The sequence below is a fragment of the Mycobacterium asiaticum genome, from assembly GCF_001673365.1.
Classification (GTDB): domain Bacteria; phylum Actinomycetota; class Actinomycetes; order Mycobacteriales; family Mycobacteriaceae; genus Mycobacterium; species Mycobacterium asiaticum_A.
The window spans coordinates 26,528-42,344 of sequence record NZ_LZLS01000074.1; the positions used below are offsets into that span (position 1 = coordinate 26,528).

Annotated in this window: 11 protein-coding genes; 5 read left to right on the forward strand and 6 right to left on the reverse strand. The window is 66.4% G+C overall.

Features of this window, described 5'->3' with window-relative positions; all coding sequences use genetic code 11:
- The first annotated feature begins 6 nt into the window (after positions 1–6).
- Both A5634_RS07930 and A5634_RS07935 read left to right on the forward strand, forming a co-directional pair.
- Complete coding sequence (locus A5634_RS07930) at positions 7–1,176, forward strand: winged helix DNA-binding domain-containing protein (protein WP_065143504.1); 1,170 nt, start codon at positions 7–9, stop codon at positions 1,174–1,176.
- Positions 1,177–1,211: 35 nt separating this feature from the next.
- Positions 1,212–2,132 (forward strand): DMT family transporter, encoded by a 921-nt coding sequence (locus tag A5634_RS07935; protein ID WP_367593450.1) that lies wholly within the window; start codon positions 1,212–1,214, stop codon positions 2,130–2,132.
- Here A5634_RS07935 and uvrA read toward each other — a convergent pair.
- Positions 2,122–5,043 carry an excinuclease ABC subunit UvrA gene (gene uvrA, locus A5634_RS07940; protein WP_065143505.1) on the reverse strand — a complete coding sequence of 974 codons (2,922 nt, stop codon included), beginning with the start codon at positions 5,041–5,043 and terminating at the stop codon, positions 2,122–2,124. The two genes, A5634_RS07935 and uvrA, sit on opposite strands and share 11 nt — an antisense overlap.
- 97 nt (positions 5,044–5,140) lie before the next feature.
- Here uvrA and A5634_RS07945 point away from each other — a divergent pair, with 97 nt between their 5' ends.
- Complete coding sequence (locus A5634_RS07945) at positions 5,141–5,818, forward strand: MBL fold metallo-hydrolase (protein WP_065143506.1); 678 nt, start codon at positions 5,141–5,143, stop codon at positions 5,816–5,818.
- A gap of 12 nt (positions 5,819–5,830) precedes the next feature.
- Here the strand turns inward: A5634_RS07945 and A5634_RS07950 are convergent, their stop codons facing one another.
- Positions 5,831–6,271 carry a universal stress protein gene (locus tag A5634_RS07950; RefSeq protein ID WP_065143507.1) on the reverse strand — a complete coding sequence of 147 codons (441 nt, stop codon included), beginning with the start codon at positions 6,269–6,271 and terminating at the stop codon, positions 5,831–5,833.
- Positions 6,272–6,472: 201 nt separating this feature from the next.
- Here A5634_RS07950 and A5634_RS07955 point away from each other — a divergent pair, with 201 nt between their 5' ends.
- Positions 6,473–8,044: a glycosyltransferase family 39 protein gene (locus A5634_RS07955; protein WP_065143508.1), complete on the forward strand. Its 1,572-nt coding sequence runs from the start codon at positions 6,473–6,475 to the stop codon at positions 8,042–8,044.
- A gap of 3 nt (positions 8,045–8,047) precedes the next feature.
- On the opposite strand, the gene A5634_RS07960 is transcribed toward A5634_RS07955, so the two are convergent.
- The 4 genes from A5634_RS07960 to A5634_RS07975 all read right to left on the reverse strand — a co-directional run bounded on the left by A5634_RS07960 (position 8,048) and on the right by A5634_RS07975 (position 15,242).
- Positions 8,048–9,463: an MFS transporter gene (locus A5634_RS07960; RefSeq protein WP_065143509.1), complete on the reverse strand. Its 1,416-nt coding sequence runs from the start codon at positions 9,461–9,463 to the stop codon at positions 8,048–8,050.
- Positions 9,464–9,465: 2 nt separating this feature from the next.
- On the reverse strand, positions 9,466–10,899 hold the full coding sequence (locus A5634_RS07965) for an MFS transporter (protein WP_065143510.1): 1,434 nt from the start codon (positions 10,897–10,899) through the stop codon (positions 9,466–9,468).
- Positions 10,896–13,055 (reverse strand): excinuclease ABC subunit UvrB, encoded by a 2,160-nt coding sequence (gene uvrB, locus A5634_RS07970; RefSeq protein ID WP_065143511.1) that lies wholly within the window; start codon positions 13,053–13,055, stop codon positions 10,896–10,898. Before uvrB ends, A5634_RS07965 begins: the two co-directional genes overlap by 4 nt.
- Positions 13,056–13,202: 147 nt before the next feature.
- Complete coding sequence (locus tag A5634_RS07975; RefSeq protein WP_065143512.1) at positions 13,203–15,242, reverse strand: serine/threonine-protein kinase; 2,040 nt, start codon at positions 15,240–15,242, stop codon at positions 13,203–13,205.
- Between the two features lie 172 nt (positions 15,243–15,414).
- Between A5634_RS07975 and A5634_RS07980 the strand changes: the two genes are divergently transcribed.
- On the forward strand, positions 15,415–15,817 hold a 403-nt coding region (locus A5634_RS07980; protein WP_216638723.1), incomplete at its 3' end, for an FHA domain-containing protein.

The following is a 15,817-nucleotide window of genomic DNA, read 5'->3' on the forward strand; positions in this document are numbered from 1 at the left end:
TGAGTCATGCGTAAGTTCAGCGTCGCGGAGCGACGAAACCGGTTGGCGCGCAGGCATTTCCTGTCTGCCGCAGGGTCGGTGTCGCGGGTCACCGCCGGACTGGTGGGTTTGCACGCCACCGACCCGGCGACTCCCTATCTGTCGCTGTGGGCGCGGTGCCGCGGGTTCGCCAGCGCTGACCTGGACCGCGCTCTCTACGAAAAGCGCTCGGCGGTAAAGCATTTGGCCATGCGACGGACGTTGTGGTTGATCAACGGTGACGATCTGGCGATGGTTCAGTCGGCGGCCAGCGATCAAGTTGCCGACAACGAGCAGCGTCGGCTCGTCGCCGACCTGCACAAGGGCGGCGTCAGCGCGGACGGGCAGGACTGGCTGGACCGCGCGTCGGCGGCGGTGCTGCGCCACCTGAGCGAGCACGGCCCGGCCAACAGCGCCGAACTGCGCGCCGCCCTGCCCGAGTTGGCGGGGAGTTACGATCCGGCGCCCGGAAAGCGCTGGGGCGGGCCGACTCCCGTGGCTCCACGGGTGTTGACAGTGCTCTCGGCGCGTGGCGACATCGTGCGTGGCCCCAACGCCGGCAACTGGACCAACTCCCGGCCGCGCTGGAGCACCACCGCGGACTGGCTTTCCGAGCGCAGCCAACCGGTGCCCGAGGCGGCCGCGCGCGCCGAGCTGACGAGGCGTTGGCTGCGGACATTCGGGCCGGCGACCCTAACCGACATCAAGTGGTGGTTCGGCACCACGTTGACGGCGGTGCGTGCGGCGCTGGCCACCATCGGCGCGGTCGAGGTAGATCTGCACGGCAGCCCCGGCTATGCGCTGGCCGACGACCTCAGCGTCGAACCGGACGCGGCGCCATGGTGTGCGCTGTTACCCGGGCTGGACCCCACCACAATGGGCTGGTCCGAGCGGGACTGGTATCTCGGCGAACATCGCGAAAAGGTCTTCGACGGAAACGGCAACGCCGGACCCACCGCCTGGTGCAACGGGCAGGTGGTCGGCGGCTGGTGCCAGGATGACAACGCCCAAGTCCGGCTCCAGCTCCTCGATGATCCGGGCAGTGACGGGCGTCGAGCGCTGCAACAGCGGGCAGACGAACTCACCGCCTGGCTGGACGGAGTCCGCATCAGCCCGCGCTTTCCCTCGCCGTTGTCCAAGTCTGCGGCGTCGGGTTGAGCTAGATGGGGTATGCGCCAGCCATGGATTGGCTGATGTTACACGCGCCAGCGATCGGATCGGCGTTGCTTGCCGCGTTGGCCGCGGCGGTGGGCATCGTCGTCCGCCAGGCTGCCCTGCAAGCTCCGAACATCGGCAAGGAGATGTCGGGCGCGGTCATCGCTGCCGTGCTGCGCGACCGGCTGTGGTGGGCTGGCACGGCGGCGGCCGTCGCCGGGTACGTGTTTCAGGCCGTGGCGTTGGCGCACGGCTCGCTGCTTTTGGTGCAGCCATTGCTGGTGTCCTCGCTGCTGTTCGTGCTGCCGCTGAGCGCCTGGCGGTGCGGTAGTCGGGTGTCGGGCTCCGAATGGGCGTGGGCGCTGCTGTTGACCTCCGCCTTGGCACTTTTCGTGCTGATGGGGCGACCCCGCGAAGGGAGTTATCGGCCGGGGACAACGGCCTGGACGCTGGCCGTCACCGGCGCGATGGCGGTGGTGCTGATCTGTGTGGTGATCGCGCGTCGCACCGCCGACCGCACGCGCGCAATGTCGCTCGGTGTGGCCGTGGCCGTCCTGCTCGGAATGGTGGCGGTGCTTACCAAGACGTGCACTCATCTGTTCGGCGTCGGCGGCTGGCACGGACTGCTCAGCGTTCCCGCTCTGTACTTGCTGATCGTGCTGGCCATCGGGGTCACGGTGTTGCAGCAGTGGGCGTTTCAAGCCGGTGCGCTGCAGGCGTCGGTTCCGGTCATGTTGGTCGGTGAGCCGGTGGTCGCGGTGCTGCTCGGCGTTCTCGTGCTCGGCGAGCAACTCACCGTGCGTGGCGTGGGGGTGGTGGTGCTGCCGATGGCCGTCGTCGCGATGTTGGCCGCCACGATCGCCCTCGGTCGAGGCGAGGGCGCCCACACCGAGGAGGCCGCCCGCAGCGGACGAGGCGAGGCGGGGGTGCCTTCCTCCGACTCCGCACTCAGGCGCTGACTTTGCGGCGCTTGACGGTGGACCGCCGGGAGTTACCGGAGCGCGGCGTCGCCGGTGCCAGTACTTCGGCGAGGAACTTGCCCGTGTAGCTTTCCGGCACCGCGGCGACGTCCTCAGGCGTGCCTTGAGCGACCACGGTTCCACCACCGCCACCACCCTCCGGGCCCATGTCGACGATCCAGTCGGAGGTCTTGATGACGTCGAGGTTGTGCTCGATGACGATCACCGTGTTGCCCTTGTCGACGAGACCGCTGATGACCTTCAGCAGCTTGCGGATGTCATCGAAATGCAGCCCGGTGGTCGGCTCGTCGAGGATGTAGATGGTGCGCCCGGTCGAACGCTTTTGCAGCTCCGATGCCAGCTTGACACGCTGCGCCTCGCCACCGGACAGCGTCGGCGCCGGTTGGCCGAGCCGGACGTAACCCAGGCCGACGTCGACCAACGTGCGCAGATAGCGGTGGATCCCGGAGATCGGCTCGAAGAACTCCGCCGCATCCTCGATGGACATGTCCAGGACTTCGGAGATTGTCTTGCCTTTGTAGTGCACTTCGAGGGTTTCCCGGTTGTAGCGGGCACCCTGGCATACCTCGCAGGGGACGTACACATCCGGCAGGAAGTTCATCTCGATCTTGATCGTGCCGTCGCCGGTGCACGCCTCGCAGCGTCCGCCCTTGACGTTGAACGAGAATCGGCCGGGCTGGTAGCCGCGGACCTTGGCCTCGGTGGTGGCCGCGAACAGGGTGCGGATCTTGTCGAACACCCCGGTGTAGGTGGCCGGGTTGGACCGCGGCGTCCGGCCGATCGGCGATTGGTCCACCCGGACCAGCTTGTCCAGGTGATCCAGCCCGGTGACCCGGGTATGCCGGCCGGGCACTTGCCGAGCGCCGTTGAGTTTGTTCGCCAGCACCGCGGCCAGGATGTCGTTGACCAGCGTCGATTTGCCGGACCCAGACACTCCGGTGACCGACGTCAGCACACCCAACGGGAATGCCACGTCGATGCCGCGCAGATTGTGCTCGCGGGCGCCGACGACGGTCAGTTGGCGACGCGAGTCCACCGGGCGTCGAAACGCCGGCATCTCGATGCTTTCCCGGCCGGACAGGTAGGCGCCGGTGATCGACTCCTCGTTGGAGAGCAACTCGCTGTAGGTGCCGCTATGCACAATGCGGCCGCCGTGCTCACCGGCGCGGGGCCCGATATCGACGATCCAGTCGGCGTGCTCGATGGTGTCCTCGTCGTGCTCGACGACGATCAGGGTATTACCCAAATTCTTTAAGCGCGTGAGGGTTTCGATGAGACGGCGGTTGTCCCGCTGGTGCAGACCGATGGACGGCTCGTCAAGCACGTACAGCACGCCCACCAGGCCGGAGCCGATCTGGGTGGCCAACCGGATGCGTTGCGCCTCACCTCCGGACAGCGTGGCCGCGGCCCGCGACAACGACAGGTACTCCAGCCCGACGTCGAGCAAGAACCCCAGGCGCGACTGGATCTCCTTGAGCACCTGCCCGGCGATCGCCTTCTCTCGGGTGCCCAAAGTCAGGGCGTTGAGAAACTCCGCGCAGTCGGCGATCGACAGCTCGCAGACCTCGGCGATGGACTTCGGGCCGTGCTCGCGCGCGGCGAGGCTGACCGCCAAAATCTCCGGCTTGAGCCGGGTGCCGTCGCAGACCGGGCACGGGATGTCCCGCATAAAGCCCTCGTAGCGTTCCTTCATCTGCTCGGACTCGGTCTGCGCCATCTTGCGCTGCAAGAACGCCAGCACGCCTTCGAAGTCGGCGTAGTACGACCGGGTGCGCCCGTAGCGGTTGCGGTAGCGGACGTGCACTTGCTCGTCGCAACCCTCCAGAATCGCCTTGCGCGCCTTGGCCGGTAACTTGCGCCAGGGGGTGTTGACGTTGAATCCCATGGCATCGCCCAGGCCGGCCAGCATCCGGGTGAAGTACTCCGCGGTGTGTCCCGTCGACCATGGGGCCACCGCCCCTTCGGCCAGGGTGAGCTCCGGGTCGGGTACCACCAGGTCGGGGTCGACCTCCTTGCGGATGCCCAGACCGACGCATTCGGGACAGGCGCCGTAGGGCGAGTTGAACGAAAACGACCGTGGCTCAAGGTCGTCCACGGCCAGCGCATGCCCGTTGGGGCAGGCCAATTTCTCCGAGAAGCGCTGCTCACGGGGATGGTCATGCTCGTCGCGGTCGTCGGGAAACTCGAGGACCACGATTCCGTCGGCCAGGTTCAGTGCGGTCTCGACCGAGTCGGTGAGCCGTTGCTTGGCAGTGGACTTGACGGTGAGGCGGTCCACCACCACCTCGATGTCATGCTTTTCCTGCTTCTTCAGCTTCGGCGGCTCGGTCAGCGGATACACCACGCCGTCGACCCGGACCCGGCTGTAGCCCTGGGCGTTGAGCTTGTCGAACAAGTCGGCAAACTCCCCCTTACGGGTGCGCACCACCGGTGCCAGCACCAGAAACCGGATGCCCTCTTCCATCGCCAACACCTGGTCGACAATTTGCTGTGGCGTCTGGCGCGCGATCCGCTCACCACAGATCGGGCAGTGCGGGGTGCCCGCACGGGCATAGAGCAACCGCAGGTAGTCGTAGACCTCGGTGATGGTGCCGACCGTGGACCGCGGGTTGCGGTTCGTCGACTTCTGGTCGATGGATACCGCCGGGGACAAGCCCTCGATGAAGTCGACGTCCGGCTTGTCCATCTGCCCCAGGAACTGGCGCGCATACGCTGACAGCGATTCCACGTACCGGCGCTGGCCCTCCGCGAAAATAGTGTCGAACGCCAGCGAGGACTTGCCCGATCCGGACAGCCCGGTGAAAACGATCAGTGCGTCCCGGGGTAGGTCGAGGTCGACACCACGCAGATTGTGCTCGCGCGCGCCTTTGACGATCAGACGGTCAGCCACGCACTCCCTTTCACCCGTTTTTCCGCTCACGAACAGAGCTCTCCCCATGCTATGTGTCCATACCGACAAGTCGTTCTGGGCCAGTAACGTGACCGTTATGACAGCCCCAAGCGACAACTACACCGGACACTTCGAAGCGGGGACTGCGGCCCGACGCAGCCTGCCCGGCGCAACGATCCTGAAGGCCTCAGTGGGCCCTATGGATAACAACGCTTACCTGGTGACCTGTTCCGCAACCGGAGAAACGTTGCTGATCGACGCCGCGAACGACGCCGATGTCCTGATCGACCTGATCCGACGTTACGCGCCCAAGCTGTCGCTGATCGTGACGAGTCACCAGCACTTCGACCACTGGCAGGCCCTGGAAGCTGTCGTCGAGGCCACCGGTGCCCCGACGGCTTCGCACGAGGTGGACGCCGAGCCGCTCCCGGTCCGGCCGGATCGTTTGCTGGCCAACGGCGACACCGTGCGGATCGGTGAGTTGACGTTCGACGTGATTCACCTGCGCGGACACACGCCGGGCTCGATCGCGCTGGCCCTGGGCGGGCCGGCGACGGGCGGAGTCACCCACCTGTTCACCGGCGACTGTCTGTTCCCGGGCGGGGTCGGCAAGACATGGCAGCCCGGCGATTTCGAGCAGCTGCTCGACGATGTCGCCACCCGGGTGTTCGACGTCTACGACGATTCCACCGTCATCTACCCCGGTCACGGCGATGACACAGACTTAGGCGCCGAACGCCCGCATCTCGCCGAGTGGCGCGAACGCGGCTGGTAAGCCCTGGTAACGCTAGGTCGTGTGCACGATCAGCACGTCGACCTTGGCCTTACGCGAGACGTTAGCCGGCACCGAGCCCAACAGCCGTCCCGCGATCGTGCTCAGACCGACGTTGCCGACCACCAGCAGATCGGCCTTTTCCGACTCGGCGAGTTCGACCAACGCGTCCACCGGGGCGCCTTCGATGGCCCGCTCTTCGACGTTCTTCGCGCCGGCCTGGTGTGCCCGCTCCTTGGCGTCGTGCAGGATCTCGTAGATCGGCGCGGTACCGGTGACCTTGTAGCTTTCGCCCTTCAGGGCGTCGACAGCCCGAGCGTCTTCGTGCTGGGGCAGGTACGCAGACGCGATGATCAGTTTCGCGTCCGCTCCGGCGATCCTGGCCGCCCTTTCTACCGCGCGCAGCGACGAATCCGAACCGTCAGTCCCTACGACCACAGTTTGATAGGCGCTCATTTACCCTCCCAGGTGTCGGTTTCCGCCAACCCAAGACAGTATCGCGTTGCTGGACATAGATGGGAGAGATTTGCGGCGTGGCAGCCCTCACGCTCACGCCGCGGTGAAGTGCCCGTCACTTCCCGAGGACACCGCAACCGACCGCAAGCGACATAGCGCCGCAACGTGGCGACCTCGCGCCACATAAAGTTAAACGCAACCATGTCTGTATCTATCGTCGAAAATCCCCTGGCTGACGACGCCGAACCGGCGCCGTCGGCTCGCCCGCGTGGCCGGTTCCGGGACCCGTGGGCAATCGCGGCGCTCGCCGCGATCCTCAGCGCTGCGTGGGCCAGCAGACCGTCGCTGTGGTTCGACGAGGGTGCAACGATCTCCGCCGCCGCCAGCAGGACATTGCCGGAGCTGTGGAAGTTGCTGGGCCACATCGACGCCGTCCACGGCCTCTACTACCTGCTGATGCACGGCTGGTTCGCGATCTTCCCGCCGACCGAGTTCTGGTCCCGGGTGCCCAGCGCGCTGGCCGTCGGCGCCGCGGCCGCCGGGGTGGTGGTCTTCGTCAAGCAGTTTTCCGGACGCGCGACCGCCCTGTGCGCTGGCGCCGTCTTCGCCATCCTGCCTCGGGTGACTTGGGCCGGTATCGAAGCCCGCTCCTCCGCGCTGACGGTGGCGGTAGCGGTGTGGCTGACCGTGCTGCTGGTAGTCGCGGTGCGACGCAATCGCGCGCGGCTGTGGATTTGCTACGCGCTGATGTTGATGGTGTCGATCCTGGTCAGCATCAACACGGTGTTGCTAGTGGCGGTCTACGCGGCGGTGCTGCCACTGCTGGCCGCCCGGGGCAAACGCAAGTGGCCGACGATCTGGCTGGCGCTCGCATCTGCTGCGGCGCTCGGCGCGATGACACCATTCATGCTGTTCGCGCACAAACAGGTATGGCAGGTCGGATGGATCAACGGCCTGCACCGCAATCTGTTTCTGGACGTGGTGCACCGGCAATATTTCGATTACAGCGTCGCGTTCGCCATCCTGGCCGGTGTTGTGGTGGTCGTAGCCGCCGGCGTTCGACTTGCCGGCAAGGCGCGAGCTGAGGACGGCACGGGGCAACTGCTGCTGATCAGCGTGCTGTGGGTAGTGCTGCCGACTGCCATTGTGCTGATCTACTCGGCCGTGGCCGAGCCGATCTACTACCCGCGCTACCTGATATTCACCGCTCCCGCCGCGGCCGTCATCCTGGGGATCTGCATCGTCGCGATCGCCCGAAAACCGTGGCAGATCGTGGCCCTGGTTCTCGTCCTCGCCGCCGCGGCATTCCCGAACTACCTGTTCACCCAGCGCGGGCCGTACGCCAAGGAGGGCTGGGACTACAGCCAGGTCGCCGACGTGATCAGCTCTCACGCCGCCCCCGGGGACTGTCTGCTGGTGGACAACACGGTCCCCTGGCGGCCCGGACCGATCCGTGCCCTGTTGGCTACCCGGCCGGCCGCCTTCCGGTCATTGATCGACGTGGAGCGCGGCTTCTACGGGCCTAAAGTCGGTGCGCTGTGGGACGGCCACGTCGCCGTGTGGCTGACGACGGCCAAGATCAACAAATGCCCGGCGCTGTGGACGATCACCAACCGCGACACGTCGCTGCCCGATCATCAAGCGGGACAGGCGTTGTCGCCGGGAACCGCGTTCGGGCGCACGCCGGTCTACCAATTCCCGAGCTACCTCGGCTTCCACATCGTGGAGCGATGGCAGTTCCACTACTCGCAGGTGGTCAAGTCGACGCGGTAAATATCACCGCGGCGTGCGGCGGTCGCGCCGAGTCGCCTGGTAGGAAGCGATGAAGCCCATAGCCGCCAGGGCGGTGAACACCGCGTACAACGAGCGGGCTTCGACCACCGCTCCCCCCTTAGCGGTGTTGACCACGACCCCGGCCAATCCCGCGCCGACGGCGGCCGAGCCCAGTTGGACGATGTTGATCGCGGCGGCGGCTGCGCTGCTCTCCGCTGGGTCGTCGACAGCATCCATCGCACCCACCACAAGGTGCGGCCAGCCGATCCCGATGCCCGCTCCGGTGATCATCAGAGCCACCGCCCACAGTGCGACAACCCCGAGCGGGGCATACGCACGCTGGGTCGCTGCGCCCAGCGCCAGCCCGACTGCCATCACCAACGGAGCGGCGCTGACGACGTGCCCGATCAGCCGCCGATCGGACAGCGAAGCGCTGGCAACCTCGCCGATCGTCCATCCCGTGGCGAGCGCTGCCCCTAGGAAGCCGGCTTCCACCGGGCTCAGGTCGGCCAGCTTCTGGCCGAACAGCGGCACGAAGATATTCGCCATGGCAGCGGCCATTTGCACACACATGGTCAGGTAGATCCATTTCAGCGGTCCTGGACCGAATACGTTGCGCGGCAACACGGCAACGTGCATCCGCCAGTCGACCACCACAAAGATCGCGATCAATCCGACCCCGACGACGAGCAGCGCGATGGTGAGCGGCAGGTGACGCGGCACCGACGCGACGCTGATGGACAACGCGGCTGCACCCATCACCAGCAGCGACCAGATGGGCACCTTGCGGGAGGGCGCCAGCGGTGCCTCCACAAGCGAGGCAAGCGGACCGGGCTGCAGCACGCTCAGCACCAGCAGCGCCATCAGCACCGCCGCACATCCCATCCCGCCGTACGCCCACCGCCAGATGCCGAGCTGCGCGAAAACGCCGCCCGCCACGGGCCCGAGCAGCGTCGAGACCCCCCACATCGCCGACACCAGTGCCGAACCGCGCGTCCACAGCCGACGCGGTAGTGCGGCGTTGATCAGCGCGTATCCCAGCCCTGCCAGCAGTCCCCCGGCTACGCCACGCAACGTGCGCCCGGCGACGAGCACCTCCATGCTGGGGGCGGTCGCATTCACCACGCTGGCCAACGCGAACGCGGTGAGCCCGATCAGATACGACCGTCGCGCCCCGATCCGCATCAGCATCGGGTGAACCACGGTGGCCGCGACCACCGAACCGACCAGATACAGCGATGTGGCCCACGCGAACAGCCGGCCACCGCCGATGTCGGCGACGATGGTCGGCAGCATGCTGACGGTCAGAAATTCATTGGTGGAGTAAAGCAGGACGCCACCGGCCAGGACCGTGGACGTGCCGAGGTGCTGCCCCAGCAATTCACGCCAACTGCCGGTCGCACTGGCCGTGTCGGTCACCGCTACACCGTATGAGGCGACCTGCCGCGGTCGCGGCGGGTTGCCCGAATGGACGCCACGACACCCGTCGCCGCCAGCACGGTGAACACGCTGTACAGCCAGCGAGCCTCGGACACTTCCCCGCCCGTGGCGGTGTTGACCACCACGCCGGCCAACCCGGCCCCGAAGGCAGCCGAGATCAGCTGCACGGTGTTGATCGCCGCGGCGGCCGCGCCACTCTCGGCCGGGTCGTCCACGGATTCCATTGCGCGCGCGGACAAGTGAGGCCAGGTCATCCCGATGCCCGTACCGGCCAGCAGCAATGCCACCGTCCAGATCGCTACGCTGCCGGCCGGCGCGTCGGAGCGCTGGCTTACCGCGCCGAGCGCGAGACCGGCCGCCATCACCAGAGGCGCGGCCACGATCACGTACCCGATAGTTCGCGGGTTGCTCAACGATGCGCTGGCAATCTCACTGACGGTCCAGCCGATTGCCAGCGATGCACCCAGGAAGCCGGCCGCGACCGGAGTCATGTGCCCCAGCCGCTGGCCGAACAACGGCACGTAGGTGTCGATCATCACCGCCGCCATCTGCACGGCCATAGTGAGGTAGATCCACTTGAGGGGACCGGAGCCGAAGACGCTGGGCGGCAACACAGCGGCATCACTGCGCTTGTCGACAACCACGAAGGCCCCGACGAGCAGTACGCCGAGAACGAGCAGCCCCCCGATCGCCACCGCGTGACGTGGCAGTTGCGCCACGCTGACCGCCAGCGCCGCAGCCCCAATCAGCAGCAGCGACCACACCGGTACGCGCAGCGTCCGGGCCTGCGCAGCCGGCGCGGTCGAGTCCTCGCGCGCGCCACGATTCGCGGCGAGCACGACCGGAACCAATATGCCCATCAGCACCGTCATGATGGCCATCGCCACGAACGCCCAACGCCACAAACCGAATTGGGCAAACAGCCCGCCCATCGCGGGTCCGATGATCGTGGCGACTCCCCACATCGCCGACACCAGCGCCGAACCCCGCGTCCACAGCCAACGGGGCAGCGCGGAGTTGATCAGCGCGTAACCCAGCCCGGCCAGCACGCCGCCGGCCACTCCCTGCAAGGTCCGCCCGGCGATCAGGACCTCCATGTTCGGCGCCGCCGCGCACACCAGGCTGGCCACGCCGAAGACGCCCAGACCGAGCAGGAACGACCTGCGGGCACCAAATCGACGCAACATCGAGTTGACGGTGGTCGCCGCGACCACGGATCCCACCAGGTACAGCGTGACGACCCAGGCGTACAGCCGGGCACCGCCGATCTCGGCGATGGTGCTGGGCAACAGGCTGACGGTCAGGAACTCGTTGGTGGCATACATCGCCACGCCGCCCGCCAACAGCGTGGATGTGCCCAGGTGCCGACCCAACAGCTCACGCCAGCTGCCGGTCTGGCTCGTCGTTTCCGTCACTTCAGACCGGCGGCGTCCATTCCGCGCAGCTCTTTCTTGAGGTCGGCGATCTCGTCGCGGAACCGAGCTGCCAGCTCGAACTGCAGGTCCCGCGCGGCGGCCATCATCTGCGCGGTTAAGTCCTTGATCAGGTCGGCCAGTTCGGCGCGCGGCATGTTGGTGGTGTCGCGTCCTTCGATCACGCCAGCGCTCACGGCGCGGCCGGCCTCACCCGGGGCCCGCCGGCCGCGGGAGGCGTTGCGTCCGGACCCACCGATTTCCACCGTCTCGGTATCGTCTGCCTCGCGGTAGACCTGGTCGAGGATGTCGGCGATCTTCTTGCGCAGCGGTTGCGGGTCGATCCCGTTGGCCTCGTTGTAGGCCACCTGCTTGGCCCGGCGCCGTTCAGTCTCGTCGATGGCCTCTTTCATCGAGTCGGTGATCTTGTCGGCGTACATGTGCACTTCACCGGAGACGTTGCGGGCGGCGCGCCCGATGGTCTGGATCAGGCTGCGCGTCGACCGCAAAAACCCTTCCTTGTCGGCATCGAGGATCGCCACCAGCGATACCTCCGGCAGGTCCAGGCCCTCGCGCAGCAGGTTGATGCCGACCAGTACGTCGTACTCGCCGAGCCTGAGCTGCCGAAGCAGCTCAACCCGGCGCAGCGTGTCGACCTCCGAGTGCAGGTACCGGACCCGGATGCCCATCTCCAGCAGGTAATCGGTGAGGTCCTCGGCCATCTTCTTGGTCAGCGTCGTCACCAGCACCCGCTCGTCGGCGTCGGTGCGTTTGCGGATTTCGCCAATCAGGTCGTCGATCTGCCCCTTGGTCGGCTTGACCACCACCTTGGGGTCCACCAGCCCGGTCGGGCGGATCACCTGCTCGACGAACTCGCCGCCGGTCTGACTGAGCTCGTACGGCCCCGGGGTGGCAGAAAGGTACACGGTCTGCCCGATGCGGTTGGCGAACTCCTCCCAGGTCAGCGGCCGGTTATCTACCGCGGACGGCAGCCGGAAACCGTACTCGACGAGGTTGCGCTTGCGCGACATGTCCCCCTCGTACATGCCGCCGATCTGCGGCACCGTGACGTGCGACTCGTCGATGACGAGCAGGAAGTCCTCCGGGAAATAGTCCAGCAGAGTCGCCGGTGGCGATCCGGGGCCCCGGCCGTCGATGTGTCGCGAGTAGTTCTCGATGCCTGAGCAGAACCCGACCTGTCGCATCATCTCGATGTCGTAGTTGGTGCGCATCCGCAGCCGTTGCGCCTCGAGCAGCTTGCCCTGACCTTCCAATTCCGAGAGACGCTCGGCGAGTTCGTGCTCGATGGTGGATATCGCGACCGCCATCCGCTCCGGGCCGGCGACGTAGTGCGTAGCGGGGAAAATTCGCAGCGAGTCGACCTGGCGAACCACGTCTCCGGTCAACGGGTGCAGGTAGTACAACGCCTCGATCTCGTCGCCGAAGAACTCGATGCGCACCGCCAGTTCTTCGTAGGAAGGGATGATCTCCACCGTGTCGCCGCGCACCCTAAACGAGCCCCGGGTGAACGACAGGTCGTTACGGGTGTACTGCACGTCGACCAGCAGCCGCAACAGGCCATCACGGGGCACTTCGCTGCCGACCGTCAACTCGACCGAGCGGTCCAGGTAGGACTGCGGAGTCCCCAAACCGTAGATGCAGGACACCGACGCCACCACCACCACGTCACGGCGAGACAGCAGCGACGATGTCGCGGAATGCCGTAACCGCTCCACGTCGTCGTTGATGGAGCTGTCCTTTTCGATGTAGGTGTCCGTCTGCGCGATGTACGCCTCCGGCTGGTAGTAGTCGTAATAGGAGACGAAGTATTCGACCGCGTTGTGCGGCAACATCTCTCGCAGTTCGTTGGCCAGCTGGGCGGCCAGCGTCTTGTTCGGCGCCATCACCAGCGTGGGGCGTTGCAGACGTTCGATCAGCCAGGCGGTGGTCGCCGACTTCCCGGTGCCGGTGGCGCCGAGCAGCACGACGTCGTGCTCCCCCGCCTTGATCCGGCGCTCTAATTCATCGATGGCGGCGGGCTGGTCGCCGGCGGGCTGATGCGGGCTGACCACGTCGAAGCGCGCGCCGGTGCGTACCAGCTCCTCGACGGCGCGGTATTCGGAGTGGGCGACTACTGGGTGTTCGGTGGCGAAAGCCATAACACCAGGGTAGAGCCAGGCACCGACAGCCTTTATTCCTTGATCGAACGTGCAGAGAATGCCGGGCGCCGCGGCGTGTCGCCGTACATCTGCGCACGCTCGGCGCCACCCGGGCCACACGTCCAAGCGGGCCGCAGAACAGCTAGCTCAGCTGTGCCGGGTCCACATCCGCGTCACCGGATCGCATTCGATCAGGTAACCGTCGTTGGACGCCGACATCGCGAACACCGGGATGTCGGGTCGGTCACAACTGCTGCCGACGGCATGAACGCCAGTGGTGATCGGCGCCTTGTCCCAGGTATTGCCTTCGCAGACGACCTGTTCATTGCTGGTTTGGTCGTAGCCCAGCTTGTCGACATCGGTGCACGATCCGCCCAGCACGGGCGGCGACGGCCGGTGCACCGGCGCAATGGCCGCGCTGATCGTCTGAGCAGGATCGGGCAGCACGACGCTCGGCGGTACGTCACCGACACGCGTCGCGACCACCGGTACCCGCAGCACCGCCCCCTGGGCGCCACACTCGTTGCTGCGAACGGTCTCGGTTTCCACCCCGCGCAACGTGCCGTCGGCCTGCGGGGCCAGCGACAGCGCCTGGGTCTCCTGCTGGGTCTCCTGCGGGGCGGGCCGCACCAATTGGTTCGCTTGGCGACAGCCCACCCGCTGCTGCTGCGCAGCGCCTTGCCAATAGCCGGCAACAAATCGCAACGTGTCGGCCTGGCCGCCATCGCTGCTATCGGCGACCTGATGGCTGTCATCGTCGAGGCGGATCCCGCTGGACGCACAACCATTTGCGGTGCACATCGAATGGAAAGCCCACCAGCTGGTGGTGACGCCGTCGTGACGGATCGGCGTGCCGTTACTGGTGCGCTTCGAACGGTCAAAGTCCAAGCGGTAGGTGCCGTCGAGGACTTTGGCGGGCGGGGCCGCCACTGGTGTGGCGGCCGGCGGGGACGGGCTGGCGGCGAGCGCCGGATTGGCCGGAGCAGGTTCGGTTTGGAAGCTGTACAGCGTCGACCAGGTCGCCGCAACCGCGATCAGCACCGCACATACGATTGCCGCCGCCATCCGAATCCGCGGTGACAGCCCCTGCGCACGCACGACGGGACCGCGCGACGAGGCGGGCACGGCGGTGCCGCACTCGCGCTCAGCGATCTGTTCGCCCACCGCAGCGGCAAAGTCCCGGCAGCGCCCGAACCTCGCTTGCGGCGTCTTGGCAAGTGCTTTGGTGAATATGTCATCCAGGCATGCCAGTTCAGGCCGATAGTCACTTAGCCGCGGCGGCTCGTCGTTGAGGTGCTGGCTGATCACCGCGACAGGGTTGGTGTGTCGGAACGGTGGTGCACCGGTAAGTAAGTGAAAAGCCGTGGCGGCCAATGCATATTGGTCCGCCCGTCGATCGATGTTGGAGCCCGCCAGCTGTTCGGGTGCGGCGTAGGCGACCGTTCCCACCGCGACGTTGGTCTGGGTGATACCGCTGATATCGGCGAGGTGCCGAGCAACACCGAAGTCCGCCAATAGAATTCGACGGTCATCGGTGCCGCAGTGGGTGAGCAGGATATTGGCGGGCTTCACGTCGCGATGTAACAGTCCGCGGTCGTGAGCGTAATCGAGCGCTGCCGCAACGGCACTGAGAATAGCGCAGACGTCCTCGGCCGGCATGCCTTGGGAATGGGACTCTTTCACCAGCCGCGCGGCATCGTTCCCTTCGACGTAGTCCATGGAAATCCATAGTTGGCCGTCGAATTCGCCGCGGTCGTGTACCCCGACGATGTGTGGATGCCACAGCGTTGCGGCCAGATCGGCTTCGCGATTGAACCTTTCGCGGAATTCACCATCCGCGGTGATCGCCTCGGCGAGGACTTTGATGACGTCGCGGCGCGGCAACCGCGGATGCAAAGCGAGATAAACCTCGGCCATCCCGCCGACACCCAACTGGCGCAAGATCGTGTAACCGGCAAAGTGCGCGCCGCGGGCCATGCTGGGACGGAGTCCACCGGGCCGGTCTGCAGCGGGCGCGGGCTTCGCCGGCGGCACACGGCGACGCAGATGTGCGACGGTGGTCAACGGCAAAGATTGGAGTCCCGCACGCAGCAGATGACGCGAATTGGCAAGCAACCCTTGGCGGGCATTGAGCTCAGCGCCCGCGCCGGGCGCCGATCGACGAGCACCGCCTCGCCGATCCGCCATCCGCCGACCATCCGACATCCACCGCTCCTTCCCTTTCGAATGATGCACGAAATGCGTTGGCGCAGGACGCGATGCAAGCTGTGAAACAGCTATGTAAGCCCGGCCGGAGACATAGCAACGTCACAGCTGAGACACAACCAGCAACCCCGTAAACCGGCTAATACTGGTTGGCGTGCATCGACTAACCCCGCCTGCCCTGACAATCCGGCACGACGGGTCCCAATGTTGTTTCGCGCCAGGATATGAGGTGGTGATCGGCCGGGACCTGCACGCCGACCTGCGCATTCCGGATCCGCGAATCTCCCGCGCCCACCTCATCCTGCGTTTCGATCAGGGCCGCTGGCTTGCGATCGACAACGGTTCACTCAACGGCACCTACGTCAACGGCTACCGCATGCCGGTGGTCGAGCTTCACGACGGTCAGAGCATCAACATCGGTAACCCCGCCGGACCGCGGTTGACCTTCGAAATCGGGCCGCAACGAGGTCCCACTGGCCGACCGCCAAACGCGGTCAAAACCAGGTCCCCGCACGACAGCGGCCCACCCACCCTCGCCTGGGCGGGTGTGCCTGGGG